Source organism: Streptomonospora salina (genome assembly GCF_014204715.1).
Taxonomy (GTDB): domain Bacteria; phylum Actinomycetota; class Actinomycetes; order Streptosporangiales; family Streptosporangiaceae; genus Streptomonospora; species Streptomonospora salina.
The window spans coordinates 1,921,729-1,946,487 of sequence record NZ_JACHLY010000001.1 but is presented as its reverse complement, the minus strand read 5'-3'; the positions used below and the strand labels follow the sequence as shown (position 1 = coordinate 1,946,487).

Sequence of the window (24,759 nt, the reverse complement as noted above, 5' to 3'; positions counted from 1 at the left end):
CAGGTACGAACGGTGTCTATGATGTCGGAGTCAGCTCCCGTCGAAAGAGCGGGTACCGCGGCCGGCCGCCGATCCCAGTCGACGGCGTCCCTCCGTGGGGTAATTGCTGCATAAAGTGACATCAAGGAAGGGTGTGCGCTCGATGGGGGACGTTTTGGCGGCGCTGCTTCCCCCGGCCGTGGTCGCCGCCGTCTTCTGCACGTTCGTGGTGAAGCTCCTTCGCAAGGAGATGGCGCCCAGAACGTCGGACGGGCGACTCGTGAGCGAGGCTGACGCGAGTACTGCATCCGGCAGGGGAACTGCGAGCACCGCGGCCGTGTCGCGTCCCGATACGGACGGCGCCGCGGCCGAAGACAGGGCAAAGGGCGCAGAAGGTTCTGGACCGGAACTTCCCGGCGATGGCACGGACCGGGCCGACGGCTAACCGGCTGCGCGCGAATGGAAGCGGTGCGTACGGGGCGTTAACGGCACGGGCTCCGGGCAGGCGGCCGGTGTGTATCGGCCGTCGAGTCGGGATTTACTGCCCGCTCGCGGTCCGGGCATAGGGTGTCCGGGTTTTCGGTCGCGCGGAGAATTGTCTTCAGCGTTCTTCCGGGATAGCTTTATATTCAGGTGCCATCGCACCGCTCTGCTGGAAAGGTTCTATCTATGGCACAAAAGGTTCAGGTGCTTCTCGTCGACGATCTGGACGGCGGGGAGGCCGAGGAGACCGTTTCGTTCGGGGTCGACGGTTCCTCCTACGAAATCGACCTCAGCGGCGACAACGCCACCAAGCTGCGCGAGGCCCTGGCTCCCTACGTCGAGGCGGCCCGCAAGGCTCCGTCCAAGACGACCGGGCGCGGCGGCAAGCGTCAGCAGCGCAATGCCCCCAGCCGTGAGCGCAGCGCCGAGATCCGCGCGTGGGCGAAGGCAGCGGGAAAGCAGGTCAACGAGCGCGGCCGGATCCCGGCGGCGATCGTCGCCGAGTTCGAGGCAGCCCAGCGCTGACCCCGCAGGCCGGCGCCGGTGTGCGAGTGGCGGTTGCGCGGAGCTCTTTCGGACCCGGGAGACCCGCGCAAGGCCATTACTGCCGGGCCGGCCGTCGGCGGCCGGTGTTCGCTCAGAGCAAATCCGCGCGCGAATGCGTGTTCACGGCCCGTGTGCCCTCGATATACCAGGGTGCACGGGCCGTTCGCTTGCGGCGTAGCCGGAACACTGACCCCCCGATAGGTAGTTGGATGAGGATGAACGCCCTATCGTCGGGGAAAGTCTCCGGCACGGGAGGCGGGCAGCTTCCTCCCGTGCGGATGTGTTCGTCGGGCGCGCCGCGAGGTCGGCCGCTTGGTGGACCGGTGCGGCAGCGCCTCCACGGGGCTTTCCCCTGAGGGGCCGAAATGCGGAAAGCGAGGGTCGGAACTTCCGTCCCTGCCTGACCGCTCTGTGAGGAGCGACGAGACATGTTCGAGAGGTTTACCGACCGCGCACGGCGCGTGGTGGTCCTGGCCCAGGAAGAGGCCAGGATGCTCAACCACAACTACATTGGTACAGAGCACATCCTGCTCGGCCTCATCCACGAGGGTGAGGGCGTCGCTGCGAAGGCTCTGGAGAGCCTGGGAATCAGCCTCGAAGCGGTTCGGCAGCAGGTAGAGGAGATCATCGGCCAGGGCCAGCAGGCCCCCTCCGGCCACATCCCCTTTACCCCCCGCGCTAAGAAGGTCCTGGAGCTCTCCCTCAGGGAAGCCCTGCAGCTCGGGCACAACTACATCGGCACGGAGCACATCCTGCTCGGCCTCATCCGCGAGGGTGAGGGCGTGGCCGCCCAGGTGCTGGTCAAGCTCGGCGCCGACCTCAACCGGGTGCGCCAGCAGGTGATCCAGCTCCTGCACGGCTACCAGGGCAAGGAGCCCCAAGCCACGGGTGCCTCTTCGGAGTCCACCCCCTCCACCTCGCTCGTGCTGGACCAGTTCGGGCGCAACCTCACCCAGGCTGCGCGCGAGAGCAACCTGGATCCGGTCATAGGGCGGGACCAGGAGATCGAGCGCGTGATGCAGGTGCTGTCGCGGCGCACCAAGAACAACCCGGTTCTGATCGGCGAACCCGGCGTCGGTAAGACGGCCGTCGTCGAGGGCCTTGCCCTGAAGATCGTCAAGGGGGAGATCCCCGAGACGCTGAAGGACAAGCAGCTCTACACGCTCGACCTCGGTGCGCTGGTGGCAGGCAGCCGCTACCGCGGTGACTTCGAGGAGCGCCTGAAGAAGGTCCTCAAGGAGATCCGCACCCGCGGCGACATCATCCTGTTCATCGACGAGCTGCACACCCTGGTGGGCGCGGGAGCGGCCGAGGGCGCGATAGACGCCGCGTCCATCCTCAAGCCGATGCTGGCCCGCGGCGAGCTGCAGACGATCGGTGCGACGACGCTGGACGAGTACCGCAAGCACCTGGAGAAGGACGCGGCCCTGGAGCGCCGCTTCCAGCCGATCCAGGTCGACGAGCCCTCGATCTCGCACACGATCGAGATCCTCAAGGGCCTGCGGGACCGCTACGAGGCCCACCACCGGGTGTCGATCACCGACAGCGCCCTGGTGGCCGCCGGCCAGCTCGCCGATCGCTACATCAGCGACCGCTTCCTTCCGGACAAGGCGATCGACCTCATCGACGAGGCCGGTTCGCGGATGCGCATCCGCCGCATGACCGCGCCGCCGGACCTGCGCGAGTTCGACGAGAAGGTCGCCGACGTCCGCAAGGACAAGGAATCGGCGATCGACGGCCAGGACTTCGAGAAGGCGGCGTCGCTGCGCGACGACGAGAAGAACCTGCTCAACCAGAAGGCGCAGCGGGAGAAGGAGTGGAAGGCCGGCGACATGGACACGGTCGCCGAGGTCGGTGAGGAGCTCATCGCCGAGGTCCTGGCCACCGCCACCGGCATCCCGGTCTTCCGGCTCACCGAGGAGGAGTCCTCCCGGCTGCTGCGCATGGAGGAGGAGCTGCACAAGCGGGTCATCGGCCAAGAGGACGCCATCAAGGCGCTCTCGCAGGCCATCCGGCGTACGCGCGCCGGCCTGAAGGACCCCAAGCGCCCGGGTGGTTCGTTCATCTTCGCCGGCCCGTCCGGCGTGGGCAAGACCGAGCTGTCCAAGACGCTGGCGGAGTTCCTCTTCGGCGACGAAGAGTCGCTGATCCAGCTCGACATGAGCGAGTTCATGGAGAAGCACACCGTCTCGCGGCTGTTCGGCTCGCCTCCCGGCTACGTGGGGTACGAGGAGGGCGGCCAGCTCACCGAGAAGGTGCGCCGCAAGCCGTTCTCCGTGGTGCTGTTCGACGAGATCGAGAAGGCCCACAACGACATCTTCAACTCGCTGCTGCAGGTCCTGGAGGAAGGGCGCCTCACCGACGCCCAGGGTCGCAACGTCGACTTCAAGAACACCGTCATCATCATGACGACGAACCTCGGCACCCGCGACATCTCCAAGGGCGCGGCCATGGGCTTCGCCCGCGAGGACGACGAGCAGACGAACTACGACCGGATGAAGGCCAAGGTCCAGGAAGAGCTCAAGCAGAACTTCCGGCCCGAGTTCCTCAACCGCGTCGACGACGTCATCGTCTTCCACCAGCTCACGCAGCGCGAGATCATGGATATCGTCGACCTGATGGTCAACGCCCTGGACGAGCGGCTCAAGGACCGCGACATGGGGCTGGAGCTGCGCCCGGCGGCCAAGAAGATGCTGGCCGAGCGCGGTTACGACTCCGTCATGGGTGCCCGGCCGCTGCGCCGGACGATCCAGCGCGAGATCGAGGACCAGCTGTCGGAGAACATCCTCTTCGGCCACCTCAAGCCCGGCCAGATCGTGGTGATCGACGCCGAGGGCGAGGGGACCGACGGGAAGTTCACCTTCAGCGGCGTGCCCAAGCCCGACGCCGTGCCGGACACTCCCGCTGTGGAGGAGACGGCCGGGTCGAACGAGTAGAACCCGGGCCGGGCGGCTGAACCCGGCGCCGTAGCGCGAACGGCAACCACGGGGGCGGTCCTTCGGGGCCGCCCCCGTGGTGTGTCCGGACCCGCCGGTCGAACGGCCGGTGCGCTGTGGGCGCCGTGCGCCCGCTGCCGTGTGCGGCGCTGGGCCGATAAGGTTCGGCTGTGGTTTCTCCTGAAGGCGGTCCTCCGCACGAGCACCCTCCCTCCGGCGGCGGGGAGCCCCCGCAGGCAGGCGCGCCGCCCGGCCAGTACGGCGGCCAGTACGGTCCGCCCGGCCAGTACGGTCCGCCGCCCTCCGGCGGCTATCCGCCCCCGCCGCCGGCCGGCGGCGGGGGCGCAGGGAAGGGATCCTCGGCCGCCGTGTGGTGGCTTCTGGGCGCCGCGGCGCTCGTGCTGGTGCTGGTCGTGACCGCCGGCGGCGTGAGCGCCTATCTCCTGTTCGGCGTAGGCGGCGGCAGCGGCAGCGGCGCCGGCGCGGCCGAATCCGCCGGGGACCCGCCCGGCCGGGAGGAGCCCGGCGACATCGACGGCGTGCGGACCTTCGACGACGTCCCCCGCGAGCACACCGAGGAACCCGTGTCCTACGGCGTGTATCCGCCGCCGGGAGGCAGGCACCACCCGGTGTGGCAGAACTGCGGCGTCTACCGGAAGCAGCTGATGGCCGAGCACGTCGTCCACGCCATGGAGCACGGCGCCGTGTGGATCAGCTACAGCGACGACCTGCCCTCCGACCGGGTGGAGGACCTGGAGCGGCTCTACAGCCAGGGCGACTACCTCATCGTCAGCCCTTCCCACCCCGACCAGCGGGCGGATGTCGTCGCGGCGGCCTGGGGGAAGCGGCTCGTCGTCGACGATCGGCAGAACCTGACCGGCTTCCTCACCACCTACGTGCAGGGCCCGCAGACCCCCGAGCCGGGGGCGCCCTGCACCGGCGGCACCGACGCGACCGTGAAGACCGCCTGAGGCGCCTGAGGGGCCGTCCCGGCGGGCCGTCGTCAGTCCGGCGGCCCGCCGTCGGGCCGGTCAGCCCGGAAGGGCGTAGGTGCCGTCCTCCAGCGGGTCCACCAGTCCGTCGGACACCAGGGCGTCCAGCGCCCGCTCGCGCTGGACCGGCTCGTCCCAGACCACGTCCAGTGCCGACTTGGCCACCGGCGCGGGCGACTCCCTCAGCACGGCCAGCAGCCGGCCGCGCACCTGCCGGTCGGTACCGGCATAGGTCTGGCCGCGCCGCGGCGGTCCGTCGTAGGCGGGCTTGCCGGCCAGCCGCCACGCGCACTGCGCGGCGATGGGGCAGTCGGCGCACGCCGGGGTGCGCGCCGTGCACACCAGCGCCCCCAGCTCCATCACCGCCACCGCCCACCGGGCGGCCACGGCCGGATCCGGAGGCACGAGCGAGCCCGCCAGCCGGGCCTCGGCCTTGGTCTGGGCCTTGGGCGGGTACTGCACACCGCTGTGGGCGCGCGCCAGCACCCGCCGCACATTGGTGTCGAGTACCGCGTGGCGCTGACCGAAGGCGAAACTGGCCACCGCGGCCGCGGTGTAGGCGCCCACGCCCGGCAGCGCCAGCAGGTCGGTGTGATCCGAGGGGACGTCGCCGCCGTGCCGCTCGACGATCGCGCACGCGGCCGCGTGCAGGTTCAGCGCGCGCCGCGGGTAGCCCAGCCGGTGCCACATGCGCACCGCCTCGCCCGAGGGCTCCGCGGCGAGATCGGCCGGAGTCGGCCATCGCTCCATCCACGCTTCCCACGCGGGTAGCACCCGTGATACCGGGGTCTGCTGCAGCATGATCTCGCTGACCAGGATCGACCAGGGGGTGGCGCCGTCGCGGCGCCAGGGCAGATCGCGGGCATTGGTCTCGTACCACGCGAGAACGGCCGTGCTGTAAGGGTTGTCGAACATGTCAATCGATGTGCGGATCGGCGGGTTGAGTATGTGCGGCGCCCGGAAACCCGGAATACTGCGCCTATGGCGTCAAGTGCTGGACAACCGGGACCGGTGAGTCCCGAGACATATTGGAGAAGGCGTGTCTTCGTGCTCGTGGGGCTCTTCGTCGTCGTAGCCCTGATCACCTATGCGTGCACGCGGCCGTCGGCGGGCAACGGCGACGAAGCCTCCGGCACGTCTGAGAACCCGACGCCTGAGGAGTCGTCGCCGCCCAGTGTCTCACCTTCCGCGTCCCCCGAGGACTCTCCCAGCGCTTCCGCCGGCGCCGACGAGGACGGCGGCGGCGACGAGGGCGAGGACGCGGACGACGAGTCCGACGGCGGTTCCGACGGCGGTTCCGGAGACGGCGGCGGATCCGGCGACTCCGGCGACGAGTCGGGCGGCGGCTCCGACGGCGGATCCGGCGGCTCCGACGAGCACCCCGCACCCGAGGAGCCCGGCGACCCCTGCCGGCCCTCCGATGTGGTGGTGACCCTCGATACCGACAAGAGCGACTACGCCTGGGACGGCCAGCCGGAGTTCGAGCTGACCCTCGTCAACACCGAGGACCAGACCTGCACCGTCGACGCGGGACCCGCGAGCATGGAGCTGCGTGTCACCTCCGGTGACGACCGCGTGTTCTCCACCGCCGACTGCGCCGACGGATCGGACTCCGACGAGCAGAAGCTCCAGCGCGGCGTGCCCTACAGCACGACCGTCACCTGGGACCGCAAGCGCTCATGGAAGGACTGCTCCGACAGGAACGTCAACGCCAAGCGGCCCGGGACCTACGTGGTCCGGCTGCACAGCGACTACGACCAGAGCGCCGAGCCCCAGGTGTTCCGGCTGAACTGATCCCCGATGCCGCCGCGAGCGCCGACCGGCGGGCCCGGTCGGCGCTCGCGGCGCTTTCCGCCCCGGTGCAGGTCCGCGGGTGCGGCCGCGCCGACGGGCCTCAGCTCGGCTGCGGAACGGTGAACGCCGAGCGCAGCGCGGCGCCGACATCGTCGACGCCCACGACCTCCAGGCCGTCGATCGGCTCCTCGCTGTTGCGCGGCACGATCGCCCGGGTGAACCCCAGCCGCTGGGCTTCGACCAGCCGCCGCTGCACCCCGGTGACGGCCCGGACGTCGCCGGCCAGCCCGACCTCGCCTATGGCCACCACGCCCTTGGGAAGCGCCTCGTCGCGCACCGACCCCGCCACCGCCAGCGCGAGCGCGAGGTCGACCGAGGGTTCGCCCAGCCGCACGCCGCCGACGGTGGAGGCGTAGACGTCGGAATTGGCGATGCGCACCCGCGCGCGCCGCTCCAGTACCGCCATCACCATGTTCACGCGCGCCGAGTCGAGCCCGGAGTTGGCCCGGCGGGGCTGGGGCAGGTTGGAGGAGGCCACCAGCGCCTGCACTTCGGCGATCAGCGGACGCCGGCCCTCAAGCGTGACGGTGACGCAGGTGCCGGGGACGGGCTCGTTGCGGCGGGTCAGGAACAGGCCGCTGGGGTCGGGCAGGCCGAGGATTCCGGAGTCGGTGAGCTCGAAGCAGCCGATCTCGTCGGTGGGGCCGTAGCGGTTCTTCACCGCGCGCAGCATGCGCAGCTGCGAGTGGCGGTCGCCCTCGAACTGCAGCACGACGTCCACGAGGTGCTCCAGCAGGCGGGGACCGGCGATGGAGCCGTCCTTGGTGACGTGGCCGACGAGCACCGTGGGGATGTCGCGCTCCTTGGCCAGCCGGATCAGCGCGCCGGCGACCTCGCGGACCTGGCTGACGCCGCCGGGCACGCCGGCGACGTCGGGCGAGCTCATGGTCTGCACCGAGTCGACGATCAGCATGGACGGCGCGACCGTGTCGACGTGGCTGACCAGCGAGGCGACCGAGGTCTCCGAAGCCAGGTACAGCTCCGGCGACAGGGCGCCCAGCCGGTCGGCGCGCAGCCGCACCTGGCCGGTGGACTCCTCGCCGGTGACGTACAGCACCGGCGCGGAATCGGCGCACAGCGCCGCGACCTCCAGCAGCAGCGTGGACTTTCCGACACCGGGTTCGCCCGCGAACAGCAGTACGCCGCCGGGCACCACCCCGCCGCCCAGGACGCGGTCGAGCTCGTCCAGGCCGGTGGGGACGGCGTGGGCGGATTCGACGCCGATCTCGGTGATGGGGCGGGCGGCACTGGTGACCCGCGCCGGGGCGATCACGGTGGAGGCGGCCGCTCCGGCCTCCTCGACGGTGCCCCAGGCTTGGCACTCACCGCAGCGCCCGACCCATTTGAGGGTGGTCCAGCCGCATTCACCGCAGCGGAACGTGGTCTTCGCAGCCTTGGCCATGGCTGCACCGTAGCGCCCGCCGCAGACAGCGCCGACCCGCTCCTGGCGCGCCTGTGGAAAACGCCGACCCTAGCGAGCACTCTGCGTTATGTTCATTTGCGGAACGTCGTCGATGCGCCGCCCGGTGCCGGGCGGGAGACCGCCCCCCGAAGCCCCGCCCGTACTCAGGAGTCGCCCGTGTCCGCAGCCTGTGTCTTCAACCGCCGCGGCGCCCCGGCCTTCGCGCTCGCCGGGGCGCTCGTCCTCACCGCCACCGCCGCCCCGGCCGGAGCCGACACCGACGCCGACGGCCCTGCAGGCGGAATCGCCGACGAGTACGTCGCTCTGGGCGACTCGTTCACCGCCGGCCCGTTCATTCCGCCGCCCTACGGCGACCCCGCGCTGTGCCTGCGCTCGCGCTCCAACTACCCCAACCGGGTGGCCGAAGCGGCGGGCGCGGACGAATTCACCGACGCCAGCTGCATCGGCGCCGAGACCGGAGACATGGCCGAGCCCCAAGGGCTGGGTCTGGCCACCAACCCGGCCCAGCTGGACGCACTGACCCCCGAGACCACACTGGTCACCCTGGGTGTCGGGGGCAACGATCTCGGCTACTCCGAACTGGCGCTCACGTGCCTGGCACTGGCCGCCACCGATCCCGACGGCGCCCCCTGCCGCGACCACTACACCGGACCCGGCGGCGACGAGATCCGTGAGCGCCTGCCCGAGGTGGGCGAGAACGTCGGCGGGGTGCTGGAGGCCGTGGGCCGGCGCAGCCCCGACGCGACGGTCGCGGTCGTGGGCTACCTGGAGTTGCTCCCGCGCGAGGACGGCTGCCTTCAGGCCCCGTTCGCCGACGACGACGTCGAATACCTCTACGGCGTCTGGGCGGAGCTCAACGCGGTGCTGGAGAAGGAGGCCGCCGACGCGGGGGCCGTGTTCGTCGACACCTCCGATCCCGGCCACGACATGTGCGCGCCCTCCGGGCGCCGGTGGGTCGAAGGCGTCTTCCCCAACCGCCCCGCGGCCCCCGTCCACCCCAACGCCGCCGGCATGACCGAGGTGGGGGACCGGGTGCTGGAGGCCCTGGGGGTGCGCCGGGACAGCCCGCAGGTCTGAGCCGCCGCCCCCGCGGCCCGGCGCGGCGGGGACGGGGCGGTACGGGTCAGTACTCGCGCCACCACAGGTTGAGGGCGTAGTCGACCTCTCGCCCCGGATGCTCGGCGACGACCGCATCGGCCACCCGCGGCGCCAGCTCGATGCGCACCACCGCCTCGAAGCGGGCCCGGGTCGCGAAGGACCAGCGGATCGTCAAGGGGGTGCGCTGGAAACCCTGCCGGAACCAGAACCGCTCCACCCGCCCGGGGTCGTATTCGGGCAGGGAGCGGCGGAACCACCCGCCGAAGGTGCTGCGGGTGGCGTCGTTGTCGATCACGAACGCGACGCCGCCACGCCGCACGACCCGTCGCAGCTCGGCCAGCCCCGGTTCGCAGCCGGGGCCGAAGAAGTACGCCAGGCGCGCATGGGCGACGTCGACCGAGGCGCCGGGGACGGGCAGGCGCTGGGCGACGCCGGTGCGCACCTCCACACCCGCGAGGTCCGCCGTGCGCGCCCGCGCCGCCCGGGCCAGCCGGGCGTGCGGCTCGACCCCGGTCACGCGTCCGGCCTCCCGCGCGAAACCGGGCAGGTGGTAGCCGTCACCGCAGCCGATGTCGAGCACGTGCGCGCCGGACATGCCGCGCACGGCGCGCATCGCCGCGCCGACGACGCCGTCGGGGTCGGCCGCCGCGTTCTCCAGCTCGTAGACGTGCGGGTACTGCCAGATGTTGGGGCTGGGTACGGCCCCCGCCAGTGCTGCTCTCACCCGGGCCAGGCTAGGGACCCGGCGGGCGGGGCGCACGGCCCGCCCCGGATTCGCCGCGCCCTCTCGCGGCGGGTAGCGATCCACGCGGCCGCCACAGCGCATATCTTGGTGGCGTGAGTTCCGTCCAGGTCCCAGACGCGCCGGTCGTGCTGTCTACGGCGTCGGTCTACCCGGAGAAGACGCCCGCCGCATTCGAGATCGCCGCCAAGCTCGGCTACGACGGCATCGAAGTGCTCGTTTCGACCGATCCCGCCAGCCAGGACGTCGACATGCTCCGGCGGCTGTCGGACTACCACGGCGTGCCCATCCTCGCGGTGCACGCTCCGTGCCTGATCTTCACCCAGTGGGTATGGGGCCGTGAGCCGTGGGGCAAGCTGATCAGGTCCAAGGAGATGGCCGAGGCGCTGGGAGCGCGGACCGTCGTGGTGCACCCGGCCTTCCGCTGGCAGCGCGACTACGCCCGCGATTTCGAGACCGGGATCAGCCGCATGCAGGAGGAGACCGACGTCGTCTTCGCGGTCGAGAACATGTACCCGGTGCGGATGCGCGACCGCGAGGTCGTCCCCTACGCCCCGAGTTGGAACCCGATCGAGCGCGACTACCCCGACGTCACACTCGACCTGTCGCACGCGGCCATGTCCCACTCCGACGGGCTGGAGATGGCCAAACGGCTCGGCGACCGGCTGTCGCACGTGCACCTGACCGACGGCACCGGTACGCAGAACCTCGACGAGCACTTGATTCCCGGTCGCGGCACCCAGCCCTGCGCCGAACTTCTGGAGCACCTGGCCACGACCGGCTACGGCGGGCAGATCGTGCTGGAGGTCAACACGCGCAAGGCCGCGGACTCCGAGACCCGCCACTTGGAGCTCGCCGAGGCACTGGCCTTCACGCGGCTGCACTTCGCCGGGGTCAGCACCGATCCCGCCGCGGACGGCGGCCATCGCCGCGAACGCGCCACGCTCCTGCGTGAGACGAGCGAGCCGGAGCCCCGGCGCACTTTCGCGGTGTCCTCCGAAGGGACCGTGGACCGGACGGGCTGAGCGACCGTCCGAAACCCGGTCCTGTCGGGCGTCCCGGGTGGGGTTGTCAGCGCGGTCCGCTGTGATCGCAGGTGAGAGAGGATCTGCGGCCGAGTATCGGGTGCCGAGCGTTGTGTAGATGTGATCATTGCGGGTGTCCGAAACATCCGTCCGGCGATATCTTCGCTGGAGAGGTCGCCCCCGTCCCCCGCTGCCGCCCTTCGGGCGGAGACGTGTGAGTCGCGACAGTCACAACCGTCATTGCACTCTTGCGAAGAGGTTCCCCCTTGTCACACGGCCATTGGCTGAAGAACACCGCACGCCTCGCCGGAGGCGCACTGCTGATCGGATCCGTATCGCTCGCCCTGGGCGGTACAGCCGCCGCCGACGCCACCGCTTCCCACGGTGACAAGAAGAAGGGCAACAACGGGTCGGTCAAGGTCCACGACGCCGCCACCGAAGAGTGGCTGAGCAAGAACGAGCCCAAGGTCTGCGAGTTCTACATCGTCGGCCGCAAGTTCGACGCGGCGCAGGAGGTCTCCTGGCAGGTTCTGGAGTGGAAGCCCACGGGCGACAAGGGGACCGTCGCCGCCGAGGGCTCCCTCGTCCTCGACGACGGCGGCCACGGCCGCACCGACGACATCGAACTGCCCGACGGGCACTACAGGGTCACGTGGGAGTTCGAGGGCAAGGACCAGCTCACGGGCACGAAGCACAAGATGCTGTGGGTCGAGTGCGGGGACGGCGAGACGCCGCCTCCGCCGGACGGCGACGAGACCACGCCTCCGCCGGACGGCGACGAGACCACGCCTCCGCCGGACGGCGACGAGACCACGCCTCCGCCGGACGGCGACGAGACCACGCCTCCGCCCGAGGAGGGCGAGACGTCGCCTCCGCCGGACGACGGCCAGACGCCCCCGCCTGAGGACGACGAGGGGACTGCGCCTGCGCCGGACGACGGCCAGACGCCCGGACCCGGCGGCGAGTCCGAGCCCCCCGAGGGCGGCGACGCCGCGCCGCCCGCTGGCGAGGGCTCCGACGAAGGCCTGCCGGTCACCGGCGCGGCCCTGACCGGCCTCGTCGCGGTCGGCGTCGCCGCGGTCGCGGGTGGCGGCACCGCCGTGTACTTCGGTCGCAGGAAGAAGGCCGAGCACGCCGGCGAGTAGGCACCGGCACCACCGCGCGGGCGTCCAGCGCGCGGCGACGGGGCGGGCGCCCGCAGCGGGCGCCCGCCCCGTTCAGCCGCTCCCCCGAATACCGCCGATCTTGTAGCTACGGTGCGTGAAAGCGATTTCCCGTGACGGTAGCTACAAGATCACGGGTCTGACGGGCGGACGGCCTGACGGGCGACGGGCCTACTGCCAGCGGCGGCCGGTGAGGCGCTCGTAGCACTCCACGTAGCGGGCGCGGGTGGCCTCGACGATGTCCTCGGGGATCTCCGGCCCCGGGGGAGTGCGGTCCCACCCGGCGATCGTGCTGCTCCAGTCCCGCACGAACTGCTTGTCCAGCGAGTTCTGCGCGCGGCCCGGGCGCCACTGGTCGGCGGGCCAGAACCGCGAGGAGTCCGGGGTGAGTACCTCGTCGGCGAGGACGAGGGTGCCGTCGGGCGCACGCCCGAACTCCACCTTGGTGTCGGCGATGAGGATGCCCCGCTCAGCGGCCAGCTCGGCGCCGCGCGCGTAGATCCGCAGGGTGGCGTCGCGCAGCCGCTCCGCGGTCTCCGTGCCGATCTCCGCGGCGACCTCGTCGAAGGTGACCGCCTCGTCGTGGCCCTCGGACGCCTTCGTGGTGGGGGTGAAGACGGGCTCGGGCAGCTGCGACGCCTCGGTCAGACCGTCGGGAAGCTCGACACCCGAGATCGCCTTGTGCTTGGTGTACTCCCCGACCACCGAACCGGCGAGGTAGCCGCGCGCGATGAACTCGACGGGCACCATGTCCAGCCGCCGGCACCGGATGGCACGGCCCGCCCACTCGGCGGGTACGTCGCTGTCGGAGACGACGTGGTTGGGCATGATGTCGGCGAGGCGCTCGAACCACCACAGCGAGAGCCGGGTCAGGATCCGGCCCTTGTCGGGGATCGGCGTCGGGAGCACCACGTCGTAGACGCTGACACGGTCGGAGGCCACGAGGATCAGGTCGTCGCCGTCGGAGTAGACGTCGCGGACCTTCCCGGAGTGGACGAGTTCCATGGGGTTGCCTGCCGTCCTTGCTCTGGATCGGCGAGCGCCGGGAGCCGCCGCAGGTCGTGCGGCCCGCACGCCGCTCGGCTCAACGGAGCCAAACCCTACTCCATCCCGCTGCCCGGTGCCTTGGGCGCGGGCCCGGGGCCGCTCCGGTGGACGCCCCGGCTATGCCACCGTGGATCTTGTAGCTACGGTCACGGTAAAACGTTTTCACTCACTGTGGCTACAAGATCGACGGTGCTGTGGCCGACGGACGCGGGCAGGGGACCGGTGGGCGCAGTCGAGTGCGGCGAGTGAGGAGCGCGGGATGGTTCTGCGGAAGACACTACTGGCGGCCGCCGGCAGCGACCGGCTGCGCTCCGCCGCGTCGGGGTCCCGGCTCACCCGCGGGGTCGTCGACCGGTTCGTGGCGGGCGAGCACGCCGAGGACGCCGTGCGCACGGCCGAGGAGCTGGCCGAGCAGGGCGTGGCGTCCTCCGTCGACCACCTCGGCGAGGACACCGGGCACCCCGAGCAGGCCGAGGACATCACGGCGGGCTATCTGCACCTGCTGCGGCTACTGGAGCGCGCCGGCCTGACCTCCTCGGCCGAGGTGTCGGTGAAGCCCACCGCCATCGGTCTGGCCCTGGGAGACGAAGGGCCGCAGCTGGCCGCCGGGAACCTCGCCCGCATCTGCGCCGCGGCCGCCGCGGCCGGAACCACCGTCACCGTCGACATGGAGAACGAGCGCTACGTCGGCCCCACGCTGCGGCTCGTCGCCTCGCTGCGCGGCGACTACCCCTGGCTGGGCTGCGTGCTGCAGTCCTATCTGCGCAGAACCGACGGCGACACCGCCGCCATGGCCTCCGAGCCCGGCGCCCGGGTGCGGCTGTGCAAGGGGGCCTACGCCTCCGACCCGGCCACCGGCTACCCCCAGCGCCGCGACGTCGACGCCGCCTACGTCCGCCAGCTGCGCCGGCTGATGGACAGCGAGACCTACCCGATGGTGGCCACGCACGACCCCCGGCTGATCGATATCGCCACCACCCTGGCCCGGCGCTTCGGCCGCACCTACGACGGCTTCGAATACCAGATGCTCTACGGCGCCCGCCCCGAGGAGCAGCGCCGCCTCGCCGACCTGGGCGCGCGGGTGCGGGTCTATGTCCCCTACGGCCGCGACTGGTACGGCTACCTGGTCCGCCGCATGGCCGAACGCCCCGCCAACGCCGCCTTCGCCGCCCGGACGGTGCTGCGCCGCGGATGAGCGGCCGCGCGGGGGTCCCGGCTTCCCGTACGGGCCCGGACGACCTGTCGTGGCCCAGCGGCCGCAGAGCCCGCGGGTGCTGTAGGGATCCGGGCCTCGTTGACTTCCGCTCCCCGGGCTAAAAGCCGGGGATTCCTCCGACGTCCGCCCGCACCGCATGGAGGAGATCATGCACGCGGTGCGCGGACTCCGCGGCCGATCCGGCGGTGTTCGACGGCGCGGGCGAGCGCGTGCACCCGCCGGTGCACCTCCCGCCCGACGCCGCGGTCTCCACACCGGTCACCAGCCGCACGGACGTGTCCCCGCGCCGGTAGCGCCGGGAGTTCTGCGGGCGTGTCCGCCGCTTCCGGCGCGGGCGAGCGGCTCCGGCCGGGCTTCTCCTGCGCCGGCCCGGCCGGCGGCGCCCCGTCGACCGCGGTGCGGCGATACATCCGACAGCGGAACCGCCCCGTCCGAGCCGCTGGACGCCGGTCCGCCCGGCGGCGGATCGGCCTTTTTCCGCCCCGCTGCGCGGGGGAGTCGGCGTCACCTCCGCCGTGAACGGCGGAGCCCCGCCGACGATCTCGGTAGCGTTGAGGAAAACGGAACGCTACGAGGTGAACTCATGATCGCGATCATCGGCGGCGGCAAGATGGGCGAGGCGCTGCTCGCCGGCCTACTGGCCACCGGCTACGAAGCCGACCAGCTCCTGGTCACCGAACCCAACCGGGAGCGGGCCGAGGAGCTGCATGCGCGCTACGGCGTGGCGGTCGTGCCGCCGGCCGATTCCGCGAGCCGCGCCGGCACCGTGATCCTGGCGGTCAAACCGCAGGACATGGTCGAACTGCTCGACCGGATCGACGGCGACCTCGGCTCCGACACCCTGGTCGTCTCGATCGCGGCGGGGATCACCACGTCGCTGCTGGAGAAGCATCTCTCCGGCGACGTCGCCGTCGTCCGGGCGATGCCCAACACCCCGGCGCTGGTGGGCCGCGGCATGACCGCTGTAGCCGGGGGCGCCCACACCGGCGACGGCCAGCTCGACCACGCCGAGTCCCTGCTGCGGTCGGTGGGCGAGGTCGTGCGGGTGTCCGAGCGCCACGTCGACACCGTCACCGCCATCTCCGGCAGCGGGCCGGCTTATTTCTACTTCATCGCCGAGACCATGATCGAAGCGGGCGTGGCCATGGGCATGACCCGCGCCGCGGCCAAGAAGCTGGTCACCCAGACCATCGGCGGCGCCGCCGCGATGCTGGGCGACCCCGGTGCGCATCCGGTCGTGCTGCGCGAGGCCGTCACCTCGCCCGGCGGTACCACCGCCGCCGCCGTCCGGGAGCTGGAGCGCCACGGCGTGCGGACCGCGTTCACCGACGCCATCGAGGCCGCGCGGGAGCGCAGCCGCGAACTGTCGGAGGGCTGACCGCGGGGTGCGCGCGGGTCCTGCGCCCGCCCCGCTGCCCCGCGCCCGCCCGGTTGTTGAATAGGCTGGAAACAAGCGGGTGATACCTCGCACATCCGCGCAGACACGATCCGCTCGGCGGGAGGGGCACATGTCCTGTTCGCTGCACGTTGCCTGGGATGACGGGCTGACGTCCTACAACTTCGGTCCGCAGCATCCGCTGGCACCGGTGCGGGTGGAACTGACGATGGCGCTGAGCCGCGAGTTCGGCCTGTTCGACCGCTCCAACGTAGCGCTGAGCGCGATCGAGCCGGCCTCCGACGACCTGTTGGCGACGATCCACCGGCCGGACTACATCGAGGCGGTCAAAAAGGCGGGCGTGACCCTGGAGCCCGACGACCCCTACTGCCTGGGTACGCCCGACAACCCCGTTTTCCCCGACATGCACGACGCCTCGGCGCTGGTGGCCGGCGCGTCGGTGCGGGCGGCGTCGTCGGTGTGGAACGGCGAGTCCGAGCACGCCGCGAACGTCGCCGGCGGGCTGCACCACGCGATGCCGGGCAACGCCTGGGGCTTCTGCGTGTACAACGATGCGGCCCTGGCCGTGTCCTGGCTGCTGGAGCAGGGGGCCAAGCGCGTCGCCTACGTCGACGTCGACGTCCACCACGGCGACGGCGTGCAGACCATGTTCTACGACGACCCGCGGGTGCTGACGATCAGCATGCACGAGTCGCCGGCGACCCTGTTCCCGGGCACGGGCCGACCGGGCGAGGCCGGCGGCCCGGGGGCCGAGGGGTACTCCGTGAACGTCGCCCTCCCCGCCGGCACCAACGACTCCCGCTGGCTGCGCGCCTTCGATGCGGTCGTGCCGCCGCTGCTGCGCGAGTTCCAGCCCGAGGTGCTGGTGACCCAGCACGGCGCCGACGCCCACGCGCTGGACCCGCTGGCGAATCTGATGCTCAGCATCGACGGCCAGCGCCGGATCTACAGCGAGCTGCACCGTCTGGCGAAGGAGACCGCGGGCGGCCGCTGGGTGGTGCTGGGCGGCGGCGGTTACGAGCTGGTGCAGGTGGTGCCGCGGGCCTGGACGCACCTGCTGGCCGAGGCGTCCGGGGAAGCGCTCGATCCTTCACTCGACACGCCGCAGGCCTGGCGCGATCTCGTGCGCGAGCGCACCGGAGAGGTCCCGCCGCTGTACATGACCGACGGCCGCACCGTCGAGTTCACGCCGTTCGAGTCCGGGTTCGACCCTGACGACCCCGTCGATCAGGCCATCCAGGCCACCCGGCGCGAGGTGTTCCCCAGCCACGGGATGGACCCCAGCTTGTAGGTCCGTTGCGCTGCGGGCGTATCGGTGGGGTCCAGACGTTTCGGATGCATCGGTGCGCCCGGACCGGAAACCGGTGCGGAGGGCCGGTCGGGAACGCCGCCGGCCTCCGTCGCCCGCAGGGCACAAAGGTGAATAGCCGACGAAAGGGGTAGGACGCCCCTTTACCGGAACCGTGCACGGCCTCCGTCCGCCCACGGGCAGGGGGCGTCGCCTCCACCGGCGGTCCACCGGACTGCCGGGTGAAGGGAAGGGGAGCAGCAGTGACGCCGCCTTCGCGCGCAGAGCTCGTCGCCCATCTCGTGCGTACCGGCATCGCCGGGCATGTCGATACACCGCGGCAGAACAACCTGCGGCACTACCGGCGGCTGTGCCACAAGGACCCCTACCACCAGTTCGGGCTCACGTTCGAGCACGAGTGGCAGTTCGACGAAGTACTCGAACTGATGGCCAAGCGGTGCGGTGTCGTCGCCGACGAGTCCCACCGGTGGGGCGTCGACACCATCGACCCCGACCGCACCGTCGAGGCGCTGGACGCCGTGGCCGACCGCTTCGCCCAGGCGGCCGAGCGGCGCGAGCGGGTCGTGTTCGCCACCGGCCACCCGAAGAACCTCGCCGAGACCTACCGCACCTGGAAGTCGGCTCTGGAAGGGCACGGCTGCGAGGTCGTCACCGCCGCGGCCGGCTTCGCCTACGAGGTCGCCACCGAGCACCCGCCCAACCGGCGCGTCCTGGTGTGGAACGACGGTGTGGGCTTCGTGATGGACGGCGGCAACCCGCGGCACAGCCACCACCCCTTCGCCATGCGCGCTGTGCTGCAGACGCTGGCCGAGGAGCGGCGGGATTGGCCGCAGTTGGTCATCGCCGACCACGGGTTCGCCGGTGCGGCGGGTGAGGCGGGTGTGCCGACGATCGGGATTGCGGATTGCAACGATCCCGCTTTGTTCTTGGCCGAATACGAGGGCAAGCTGGCGACCACCGTGCCCCTCGACGACGGCTACGCACCGCCGGAGTACCGGCCGCTGGCCGAATACGTGCTGGAGAGAGCGGGACTCGCGTGATCGTTCCCGCGGCGGCGCCGTGGATACCCATCCCCCAAACCTCACACGACCCCCGACCCTCATGTAGCTGCAGAGACAGCAAAACCGACCTTTCAATGCGGTGAAGCCGGATCTACCCTGAAAGCGGACGTGCAAGCAGTTACCGAACGACACGCCGGCGCGGTGATGGGGTCGCCGCGGCCGGATGGAAGAGGCAGGGACATCCACGCTCACGTCCGGAAGTGAGGGCGTCGGAAGATGAACGGGAGTAAGGCTCCTCTCGACGAGGTCCGGTTCCTGACCGTGGCGGAAGTCGCCTCGGTCATGCGAGTGTCCAAGATGACCGTCTACCGAATGGTCCATTCGGGTGTGCTCCCCGCGATCCGCGTGGGGCGCTCCTACCGTGTGCCCGAACGCGCCGTGCAGGACTACCTCCGCGAGGCGTTCGTCGAAGCGGGCTAGGCACCAGTCGCCTGACAGCCGGCGGCGTCACCCGTAGGGGGCGGTGTCACACGCCCACCGCCCCGCGGGTGCGCGTCGCCAGGGCACCGGCCTGAACTGGGGCCGGGGTGCCGGTCGGGACGCCGGAGCATCTACTACACTTTGTCGTCGATGCACCTGCCACCCCGCCTCCACCCCGACTGAGGTTCCGCCGATGCCCAGGAAGAGCCGTGTCCGGGTCCTCCCGGCAGCCGCTGCGGCAGTGGCCGCAGTCGCGGTCGCCGTGTCCGGCTGCGCCGAGCAGGCGGCCTCGCAAGCCTCGGGAGCCGACGGCGGCGACAGCCAGGAGAACCGCTACGTCGAAGGCGACGGCTCCAGCACCGCCTTCGCGCCCGGTGAGCGCGACGGCGCCCCCGAGGTCGGCGGCGAGACGCTCGACGGCGAGTCCGTCAGCCTGGCCGACTACCGCGGAGACGTCCTGGTCCTGAACTTCTGGGCGAGCTGGTGCGGCCCGTGCCGTTCCGAAGTCCCCGTCCTCAACGAGGTCTACGCCGAGAACAAGGACGCCGGTGTCGACTTCCTCGGCGTCAACATCAAGGACAACACCACCGCGGCCGAGGCCTTCGAGGAGAACCAGGGCGTGGAGTACCCCAGTCTCTTCGATCAGCCCGGCCGGGTCCCCCAGGCCTTCCGCGAGACCGTGCCGCCCGCCGCGATCCCCAGCACGCTGGTCCTCGACCGCCAGGGCCGCATCGCCGCACGGGTGATCGGCGAGACCGGCTACAACGAGCTCAGCGGCCTGGTCGAGACCGTCGTCGCCGAGGACGGCGGCTCGGCTGCGGGCACAGCCGGCACCGGTGGCGACGCGGGTCCGGCATGATCGCCGAAACCGTCCAGAGCGGTTCCCTGCTGCTGGCCGTGCCGCTGGCACTGGCGGCCGGCCTGGTGTCGTTCGTGTCCCCGTGCGTACTGCCGCTGGTGCCCGGCTACCTCTCCTATGTCACCGGGCTCGGCGGCGCCGACGCGGCGGCCCGGCGCCGCGCCCGCGCGGCCGCACCGGCCGGCGGTCGGGACCGCGGCGCCGCAGAGGGCCCGGCCGAGAGCCCGGCGGAGCCGGCCGAGTCCGTCGACGCGGTCCTGGCGCGCCGCCGCGGCACCATGCTCGCCGGGAGCCTGCTGTTCATCGCCGGATTCAGCGCGGTGTTCGTCGCCGTCGGCGTCTTCGTCGGCGGGATCGGCGGACTCCTGCTCGACTACGCCGAGCCGATCACCCGCGTGCTGGGCGCGGTGACCGTCGTGCTCGGGCTGATGTTCATGGGCCTGGTGCCCGGACTCAACCGCGAAATCCGCATCCACCGCACCCCCGGAGCGGGCCTGGCCGGCGCGCCGCTGCTGGGCGTGGTCTTCGGCCTGGGCTGGACCCCGTGCATCGGACCGACCCTGGCGGCCGTGCAGGCCTTGGCCTTCAGCGAGGGAAGCGCCGGGCGCGGCGCGCTCCTGTCGCTGGTCTACTGCCTGGGGCTGGGCCTGCCGTTCGTCGCGGCGTCCCTGCTCTACCGGCGCGCGCTGGGCGCTTTCGACCGCCTCAAGCGCCACTACCGCGCCATTACCGTGGCCGGCGGCGCGATGCTCGTGGTCGTGGGACTCCTCCTGGCCACCGGGGTGTGGACCGACATCACCGCGTACATGCAGCGGTGGGTGGGCGACTACTCGACGGTGATATAGCAGTGGCTTCCGAACGCACCGACACACAGGCCCGGGCCGGAGAGCACGGCCGCCCCGCCGACCCGGCGCCGCCCGCGCCCGGACGGATGTCCGCGCTGGGGTGGGCGCGCTGGACATGGCGCACCCTGACCTCGATGCGCACGGCGCTGATCCTGCTGTTCCTGCTGGCGGTGGGGGCCATCCCGGGGTCGATGCTGCCGCAGCGCGGAGTCAGCACCGAGCAGGTGAGCAACTACTTCTCGGACAATCCCGACCTCGCTCCCTGGCTGGACCGCCTCTACCTCTTCGACGTCTACTCGTCGCCCTGGTACGCGGCGATCTACCTGCTGCTGTTCGTGTCCTTGACCGGGTGCGTGCTGCCGCGCGCTCTGGCGCACTACCGCGCCATGCGGGCCCGGCCACCGCGCACCCCGCGCAATCTGGGCCGGATGCCCTATTCGGCGGAGTTCACCACCGACGCCCCGCCCGACCGGGTGCTCGCCGGCGCCCGCGCGCTGCTGCGGCGCCACCGCACCCGTACCGAGACCGATGCCGACACCGGTACCGCGGCGCTGTCGGCCGAGACCGGCTACTTGCGCGAGACCGGCAACGTGCTGTTCCACCTGGCTCTGCTGGGACTGCTGGTCGCGCTGGCGACCGGGTCCTTCCTGGGCTACCGCGGCAACATGCTGGTGGTCGAGGGCGACGGCTTCGCCAACACCGTCACCTCCTACGACTCCTACTTCCCCGGAACCGCGGTCGACCAGGACGACCTCCAGCCGTTCTCCTTCACCCTGGAGGACTTCCAGGCGTCCTTCGTCGAGGACGGGCGGATGAGCGGCCAGGCCGCCTCCTACTCCGCCGACCTGGCCTACCGCGCGTCGCCCGAGGCACCCGAGCGCGACCACACGCTGGAGGTCAACCACCCGCTGTCGGTCGACGGCGCGCAGGTCTACCTGCTCGGCCACGGCTACGCCCCCCGGTTCCGGGTGGACACCCCCGACGGCGACACGGTGTTCGACCAGCCGGTTCCCTTCATCACCCGCGAAGAAGGCAACTTCACCTCCGACGGCGTGATCAAGGTCCCCGACGCGGGCGGGCGGCAACTGGGTTTCAGCGGGGTCTTCCTGCCCTCGGCCGCCGAAGGCCCCGAGGGCGGCCTCGTCTCCGACTTCCCGGCGCCGCGCGACCCGGTGGTCACGCTGACCGGCTACCGGGGCGACTTGGGCCTGGACACGGGTTCGCAGTCGGTGTATCAGCTGCACACCGACGACATGACCGAACTGGGGGACTCGCCGGAGCTGCGGCCCGGCGACTCCTGGGAGCTGCCCGACGGAGCGGGCACGCTGACCTTCACCGGCTACAGCGACTACATCAGCATGCAGGTCAACAGCGACCCCTCCCGCGTGCCCGCGCTGCTGGCGGCGTCGACGGCGGTGCTGGGTCTGCTGGCGACACTGTTCGTGCGGCCGCGCCGGGTGTGGGTCCGGGCGCGGCGGCGCGGGGACGGACGCACGGCCGTCGAGGTGGCCGGCCTGGGCAAGACCGAGAACGCGGTGCTGACCGCGGACTTCCACAGTTTCGCCACCTCGCTGAGAGACCGACTGCGGGACGGACCCGCCGTCGACACAGGCACGAAGGAGTAGCCGGTGGTGCACATGATCGCCGCTGACATGAGCGCGGACGGTTCGCTGTCCTCGATCAGCGACGGACTGATCATCGCGATGATCGTGGCCTATGCGATCGCGCTGTTCCTCTTCGCGGTCGAGGCCGCCTACGGGCGCCGCCGGGGGCTGCGCGCCAACAGGCTCATGCCGGCCGCCGTCGGATCGGCGGGCGCGTCGGCGGATTCGTCGGCGGCTCCGGCTGAAGGCGCGGCGCAGGGGGGACGGAGCCTGGATCTGGATGCCGCCGAGGCGACCGGAGGCGGCGACGACCTGTCCGTCAGCGTGCGCCGTGCGGAGCCCGAGGCCGCTGCCGCCCGGCACGCGGTGGGCAACGTCGCACTGGTGGTGACGGTGCTGGGCTTCCTGCTCAACGCCGCTCAGATCACCACCCGGGGCCTGGCCGCCGACCGCTGGCCCTGGGGCAACATGTTCGAGTTCGTGGTGGCGATCTGCTTGTGCAGCGTCGCCGCGTTCCTCTTCGCCGCCCTGCGCTACCAGGCCCGTTTCCTGGGCACGTTCGTCCTGGTGCCGGTCGTGCTGCTACTGGGGATCGCGGCGCGGTGGCTCTACAGCGAAGCGGGCCCGGTGATCCCGGCGCTGCACTCCTACTGGATCGCGATCCACGTGTCGGCGGCCATCATCGCCACCGGCGGGTTCATGGTGGCGGGCGCGGCCGCAGCGGCCCATCTGATGGCGCGCCGCGCCGAGATCCAGCGCGCGGCGGGGCGGCAGGTCGCGGGCGTCGCCGCCAAACTGCCCGACTCCGAGCTGCTCGACCGGGTCTCGCACCGCTTCATCGTGCTGGCGTTCCCGCTGTGGACGTTCGCGATCATCGCTGGCGCCGTATGGGCCGACGAGGCGTGGGGCCGGTTCTGGGGGTGGGACCCCAAGGAGGTGTGGTCCTTCATCACCTGGGTGGTCTACGCGGCCTACCTGCACGCGCGCGCTACGGCGGGCTGGCGGGGCACCAAGGCCACCTGGATCGGGCTGCTCGGATTCACCTGCCTGATGTTCAACTTCTTCGCCGTGAACTTCATCTTCAGCGGGCTGCACAGCTACGCCTGAACCGGTCCCGGCCGCGCCCCCTGCGGGCGCGGACCGGCTCCGACGGCCCGCGAGGCAGGACGTCGGGGTGCCCGCTCCGGGCCCCGGCGGAGCGAGTGCGGGACCGCCCCGACCGGCGCAGCCGCACACTCGCTCCGTGCCGACCGGCTGATCAGTCCTCGGGGTTGATGCGCCGGTTCAGTTTCCGCAGGAACTCCGGGTCGTCGTCGGGGCCGAGCGGACGATCGCTGTCGGAGGCCTGGTTGAAGTCCGCGGGATCGAGGTGGTCCAGCGATGTGCTGTCGGCGGATTGCGCCGCAGGCTCGGGAGCGTCCGCTTCCCGGGGGCGGCCCAGGAACAGCCAGAGCAGAGGGCCGACCGGCGTGAAGAGCGCGATGACGATCAGCCAGAGGATCTTGGGCAGATTGCGTACTTCGCTAGCGGGAGTGGTGAGTGCGTCGAAGAACGCGTACACCCAGACCGCGATCGTAAGCAGCGAGATTAGGCCAGCGAGCCACACCATGGTTTCAGCCTATCCGGGATGGCCTATATGCGCGCCGTCTGTCGGGGGAGCCGGTCCCCGGCGGGAGCGGGACCGCCAGAGGGCTCCGAGGCGACGCTGCGGGTTTCGGGCGTTCGTGGCGGGTTTTTAGGGCGTGGACTCGGTCGGCTCTCCGTGCAGCAGGGCGCGGACTTCGGACTCCCGGAAGCGCCGGTGGCCGCCGGGGGTGCGGATGCTGCTGATCCGCCCGGACGCGGCCCACCGAGTCACCGTCTTGGGGTCGACTCGGAAGAGGGAGGCAACCTCTCCCGGGGTCAGCAAGCGTTCGCTTCCTCTTTCCACCTTCACAATCCCCCTTCGGGCCCGCCAGTCGACTTGGGGGCGGCGGGCGTTTGATCCCCTAGTGTGCATGAGTGGGTGTGTTTCATCCCTAGTTTTCGTAAAAATAGAGATGAACTGGGGGCGCGCACCCGATATGTGATCGGAACGTAACCTCCGATTCGGAGTCCGCATCCAGCCGCCCCCGGTACGGGGCTCGCTTCGCAGCCGGGCACCCGCAGCGCCGACGCACCGGGGGTGCGGTCCCGGGCCGGAACCCGGCCCGTACCCTGGAGCCGAGCCGACCGCGTGCCTGCGCGCACGCCGGTCCCGGGTGCCGGGCGACCCCGGCTGCTCCTCCCACCCCTCAACCTATTGCCGAATGATCCGTTGTGAGGCGGTTTTCATGCGTAGCGTCCTCGCTTATACCGCGGCGCGCCTGCTGCTCTTCGCGGTGGCCTTCGCCGTGCTCTATCTGCTGGGCGCCCGGGGCCTGCTCGCCGCAGCGATCGCGGTGATGGTCAGCGGCCTGCTGAGCTACGTGCTGCTGTCCGCCCGGCGCGACGCGATGTCGGCGTCGGTCGCCGGCGGCATGGCCCGGATGAGGGGAGTGCGGGCGCGCCTGGAGGCCGGTGCGGCCAAGGAGGACGACGCCCGGCCGTTCGCCGCCCCCGACGCCGGCGCCGCCCCGCAGGATGCGGCCGGACAGGCAGGGCAGGACGGCCGAGCCGCACCGGACGCACCGGACGGGCCGCCTGAGCCGCAGGCCGAGTCGCCCTCGGGCGAGGGCGGGAGCGGGGACGGGCCCCGCTCCGGCACCCCCGAAGAGGCACGCTGACCCTCCCGGGACGGTTC

The 24,759-nt window shown here is 71.4% G+C and carries 24 protein-coding genes; 18 read left to right on the top strand and 6 right to left on the bottom strand.

All coding sequences use genetic code 11. From position 1 onward, the window contains the following. Nucleotides 1-142: 142 nt before the first annotated feature. From HNR25_RS25770 to HNR25_RS08715, 4 genes are all read left to right on the top strand, one after another. The gene (locus HNR25_RS25770; protein ID WP_246464134.1) at nt 143-424 is read left to right on the top strand and encodes a hypothetical protein; all 282 of its coding nucleotides are present in this window, start codon (nt 143-145) and stop codon (nt 422-424) included. A 224-nt stretch (nt 425-648) separates the two neighbouring features. Further along, nucleotides 649-987, top strand: coding sequence for a histone-like nucleoid-structuring protein Lsr2 (locus HNR25_RS08725; RefSeq protein WP_184634166.1), 339 nt, complete (start codon nt 649-651; stop codon nt 985-987). A 449-nt stretch (nt 988-1,436) separates the two neighbouring features. Next, complete coding sequence (locus HNR25_RS08720) at nt 1,437-3,944, top strand: ATP-dependent Clp protease ATP-binding subunit (RefSeq protein WP_184634165.1); 2,508 nt, start codon at nt 1,437-1,439, stop codon at nt 3,942-3,944. A 170-nt stretch (nt 3,945-4,114) separates the two neighbouring features. Further along, the gene (locus HNR25_RS08715) at nt 4,115-4,915 is read left to right on the top strand and encodes a thioredoxin-like domain-containing protein (RefSeq protein ID WP_184634164.1); all 801 of its coding nucleotides are present in this window, start codon (nt 4,115-4,117) and stop codon (nt 4,913-4,915) included. Between the two features lie 60 nt (nt 4,916-4,975). On the opposite strand, the gene HNR25_RS08710 is transcribed toward HNR25_RS08715, so the two are convergent. Further along, a complete protein-coding gene (locus HNR25_RS08710) occupies nt 4,976-5,851 on the bottom strand; it encodes an HhH-GPD family protein (protein ID WP_184634163.1) in 876 nt (291 codons plus the stop codon). 96 nt (nt 5,852-5,947) lie between these two features. On the opposite strand from HNR25_RS08710, the gene HNR25_RS08705 reads away from it, so the two are divergent. Continuing rightward, nucleotides 5,948-6,730, top strand: coding sequence for a hypothetical protein (locus tag HNR25_RS08705; RefSeq protein WP_312862421.1), 783 nt, complete (start codon nt 5,948-5,950; stop codon nt 6,728-6,730). Between the two features lie 100 nt (nt 6,731-6,830). Here the strand turns inward: HNR25_RS08705 and radA are convergent, their stop codons facing one another. Next, complete coding sequence (gene radA, locus HNR25_RS08700; RefSeq protein ID WP_184634162.1) at nt 6,831-8,192, bottom strand: DNA repair protein RadA; 1,362 nt, start codon at nt 8,190-8,192, stop codon at nt 6,831-6,833. Nucleotides 8,193-8,369: 177 nt separating this feature from the next. On the opposite strand from radA, the gene HNR25_RS08695 reads away from it, so the two are divergent. Beyond that, on the top strand, nt 8,370-9,290 hold the full coding sequence (locus HNR25_RS08695) for an SGNH/GDSL hydrolase family protein (protein WP_184634161.1): 921 nt from the start codon (nt 8,370-8,372) through the stop codon (nt 9,288-9,290). 46 nt (nt 9,291-9,336) lie between these two features. On the opposite strand, the gene HNR25_RS08690 is transcribed toward HNR25_RS08695, so the two are convergent. Continuing rightward, on the bottom strand, nt 9,337-10,035 hold the full coding sequence (locus tag HNR25_RS08690; protein ID WP_376767486.1) for a class I SAM-dependent methyltransferase: 699 nt from the start codon (nt 10,033-10,035) through the stop codon (nt 9,337-9,339). Nucleotides 10,036-10,148: 113 nt separating this feature from the next. On the opposite strand from HNR25_RS08690, the gene HNR25_RS08685 reads away from it, so the two are divergent. Both HNR25_RS08685 and HNR25_RS08680 read left to right on the top strand, forming a co-directional pair. Continuing rightward, nucleotides 10,149-11,078, top strand: coding sequence for a sugar phosphate isomerase/epimerase family protein (locus HNR25_RS08685; protein WP_184634159.1), 930 nt, complete (start codon nt 10,149-10,151; stop codon nt 11,076-11,078). Nucleotides 11,079-11,344: 266 nt separating this feature from the next. Beyond that, nucleotides 11,345-12,223 (top strand): LPXTG cell wall anchor domain-containing protein, encoded by an 879-nt coding sequence (locus tag HNR25_RS08680; protein ID WP_184634158.1) that lies wholly within the window; start codon nt 11,345-11,347, stop codon nt 12,221-12,223. 189 nt (nt 12,224-12,412) lie between these two features. Here the strand turns inward: HNR25_RS08680 and HNR25_RS08675 are convergent, their stop codons facing one another. After that, a complete protein-coding gene (locus tag HNR25_RS08675; RefSeq protein ID WP_184634157.1) occupies nt 12,413-13,246 on the bottom strand; it encodes a phosphoribosylaminoimidazolesuccinocarboxamide synthase in 834 nt (277 codons plus the stop codon). A 301-nt stretch (nt 13,247-13,547) separates the two neighbouring features. Here HNR25_RS08675 and HNR25_RS08670 point away from each other — a divergent pair, with 301 nt between their 5' ends. The 9 genes from HNR25_RS08670 (at nt 13,548) to ccsB (ending at nt 23,105) form a co-directional block, all read left to right on the top strand. Continuing rightward, the gene (locus tag HNR25_RS08670; protein WP_184634156.1) at nt 13,548-14,483 is read left to right on the top strand and encodes a proline dehydrogenase family protein; all 936 of its coding nucleotides are present in this window, start codon (nt 13,548-13,550) and stop codon (nt 14,481-14,483) included. Between the two features lie 604 nt (nt 14,484-15,087). After that, nucleotides 15,088-15,882 carry a pyrroline-5-carboxylate reductase gene (gene proC, locus HNR25_RS08665; protein ID WP_184634155.1) on the top strand — a complete coding sequence of 265 codons (795 nt, stop codon included), beginning with the start codon at nt 15,088-15,090 and terminating at the stop codon, nt 15,880-15,882. A 130-nt stretch (nt 15,883-16,012) separates the two neighbouring features. After that, nucleotides 16,013-17,191 carry an acetoin utilization protein AcuC gene (locus HNR25_RS08660; protein WP_184634154.1) on the top strand — a complete coding sequence of 393 codons (1,179 nt, stop codon included), beginning with the start codon at nt 16,013-16,015 and terminating at the stop codon, nt 17,189-17,191. 260 nt (nt 17,192-17,451) lie between these two features. Then, nucleotides 17,452-18,249: a phosphatase gene (locus HNR25_RS08655; protein WP_184634153.1), complete on the top strand. Its 798-nt coding sequence runs from the start codon at nt 17,452-17,454 to the stop codon at nt 18,247-18,249. 237 nt (nt 18,250-18,486) lie between these two features. Continuing rightward, nucleotides 18,487-18,690 carry a helix-turn-helix domain-containing protein gene (locus HNR25_RS08650; RefSeq protein WP_040275038.1) on the top strand — a complete coding sequence of 68 codons (204 nt, stop codon included), beginning with the start codon at nt 18,487-18,489 and terminating at the stop codon, nt 18,688-18,690. Nucleotides 18,691-18,883: 193 nt separating this feature from the next. After that, on the top strand, nt 18,884-19,549 hold the full coding sequence (locus tag HNR25_RS08645; protein ID WP_184634152.1) for a TlpA family protein disulfide reductase: 666 nt from the start codon (nt 18,884-18,886) through the stop codon (nt 19,547-19,549). Further along, the gene (locus HNR25_RS08640; RefSeq protein WP_184634151.1) at nt 19,546-20,394 is read left to right on the top strand and encodes a cytochrome c biogenesis CcdA family protein; all 849 of its coding nucleotides are present in this window, start codon (nt 19,546-19,548) and stop codon (nt 20,392-20,394) included. The genes HNR25_RS08645 and HNR25_RS08640 overlap by 4 nt, the downstream gene beginning before the upstream one ends. Nucleotides 20,395-20,480: 86 nt before the next feature. After that, the gene (resB, locus tag HNR25_RS08635) at nt 20,481-22,019 is read left to right on the top strand and encodes a cytochrome c biogenesis protein ResB (protein WP_184639010.1); all 1,539 of its coding nucleotides are present in this window, start codon (nt 20,481-20,483) and stop codon (nt 22,017-22,019) included. A gap of 12 nt (nt 22,020-22,031) precedes the next feature. After that, nucleotides 22,032-23,105, top strand: a complete 1,074-nt coding sequence (gene ccsB / locus HNR25_RS08630) for a c-type cytochrome biogenesis protein CcsB (protein ID WP_184639008.1) — start codon at nt 22,032-22,034, stop codon at nt 23,103-23,105. Nucleotides 23,106-23,256: 151 nt separating this feature from the next. Here ccsB and HNR25_RS08625 read toward each other — a convergent pair whose 3' ends face one another. Next, nucleotides 23,257-23,607, bottom strand: coding sequence for a PLD nuclease N-terminal domain-containing protein (locus tag HNR25_RS08625; protein WP_184634150.1), 351 nt, complete (start codon nt 23,605-23,607; stop codon nt 23,257-23,259). Nucleotides 23,608-23,733: 126 nt separating this feature from the next. Beyond that, on the bottom strand, nt 23,734-23,934 hold the full coding sequence (locus tag HNR25_RS08620; RefSeq protein ID WP_040275033.1) for a BldC family transcriptional regulator: 201 nt from the start codon (nt 23,932-23,934) through the stop codon (nt 23,734-23,736). Between the two features lie 376 nt (nt 23,935-24,310). Here HNR25_RS08620 and HNR25_RS08615 point away from each other — a divergent pair, with 376 nt between their 5' ends. Beyond that, on the top strand, nt 24,311-24,742 hold the full coding sequence (locus HNR25_RS08615) for a DUF4229 domain-containing protein (protein WP_184634149.1): 432 nt from the start codon (nt 24,311-24,313) through the stop codon (nt 24,740-24,742). Nucleotides 24,743-24,759 lie beyond the last annotated feature (17 nt).

What these genes read in the sequence shown, in the direction of transcription:
- HNR25_RS25770 (WP_246464134.1), top strand. Translation starts at nt 143, where the DNA reads ATGGGGGACGTTTTGGCGGCGCTGCTTCCCCCGGCCGTGGTCGCCGCC.
- HNR25_RS08725 (WP_184634166.1), top strand. Translation starts at nt 649, where the DNA reads ATGGCACAAAAGGTTCAGGTGCTTCTCGTCGACGATCTGGACGGCGGG.
- HNR25_RS08720 (WP_184634165.1), top strand. Translation starts at nt 1,437, where the DNA reads ATGTTCGAGAGGTTTACCGACCGCGCACGGCGCGTGGTGGTCCTGGCC.
- HNR25_RS08710 (WP_184634163.1), bottom strand. Translation starts at nt 5,851, where the DNA reads ATGTTCGACAACCCTTACAGCACGGCCGTTCTCGCGTGGTACGAGACC.
- radA (WP_184634162.1), bottom strand. Translation starts at nt 8,192, where the DNA reads ATGGCCAAGGCTGCGAAGACCACGTTCCGCTGCGGTGAATGCGGCTGG.
- HNR25_RS08675 (WP_184634157.1), bottom strand. Translation starts at nt 13,246, where the DNA reads ATGGAACTCGTCCACTCCGGGAAGGTCCGCGACGTCTACTCCGACGGC.
- HNR25_RS08670 (WP_184634156.1), top strand. Translation starts at nt 13,548, where the DNA reads ATGGTTCTGCGGAAGACACTACTGGCGGCCGCCGGCAGCGACCGGCTG.
- proC (WP_184634155.1), top strand. Translation starts at nt 15,088, where the DNA reads ATGATCGCGATCATCGGCGGCGGCAAGATGGGCGAGGCGCTGCTCGCC.
- HNR25_RS08660 (WP_184634154.1), top strand. Translation starts at nt 16,013, where the DNA reads ATGTCCTGTTCGCTGCACGTTGCCTGGGATGACGGGCTGACGTCCTAC.
- HNR25_RS08650 (WP_040275038.1), top strand. Translation starts at nt 18,487, where the DNA reads ATGAACGGGAGTAAGGCTCCTCTCGACGAGGTCCGGTTCCTGACCGTG.
- HNR25_RS08645 (WP_184634152.1), top strand. Translation starts at nt 18,884, where the DNA reads ATGCCCAGGAAGAGCCGTGTCCGGGTCCTCCCGGCAGCCGCTGCGGCA.
- HNR25_RS08640 (WP_184634151.1), top strand. Translation starts at nt 19,546, where the DNA reads ATGATCGCCGAAACCGTCCAGAGCGGTTCCCTGCTGCTGGCCGTGCCG.
- resB (WP_184639010.1), top strand. Translation starts at nt 20,481, where the DNA reads ATGTCCGCGCTGGGGTGGGCGCGCTGGACATGGCGCACCCTGACCTCG.
- ccsB (WP_184639008.1), top strand. Translation starts at nt 22,032, where the DNA reads ATGATCGCCGCTGACATGAGCGCGGACGGTTCGCTGTCCTCGATCAGC.
- HNR25_RS08625 (WP_184634150.1), bottom strand. Translation starts at nt 23,607, where the DNA reads ATGGTGTGGCTCGCTGGCCTAATCTCGCTGCTTACGATCGCGGTCTGG.
- HNR25_RS08615 (WP_184634149.1), top strand. Translation starts at nt 24,311, where the DNA reads ATGCGTAGCGTCCTCGCTTATACCGCGGCGCGCCTGCTGCTCTTCGCG.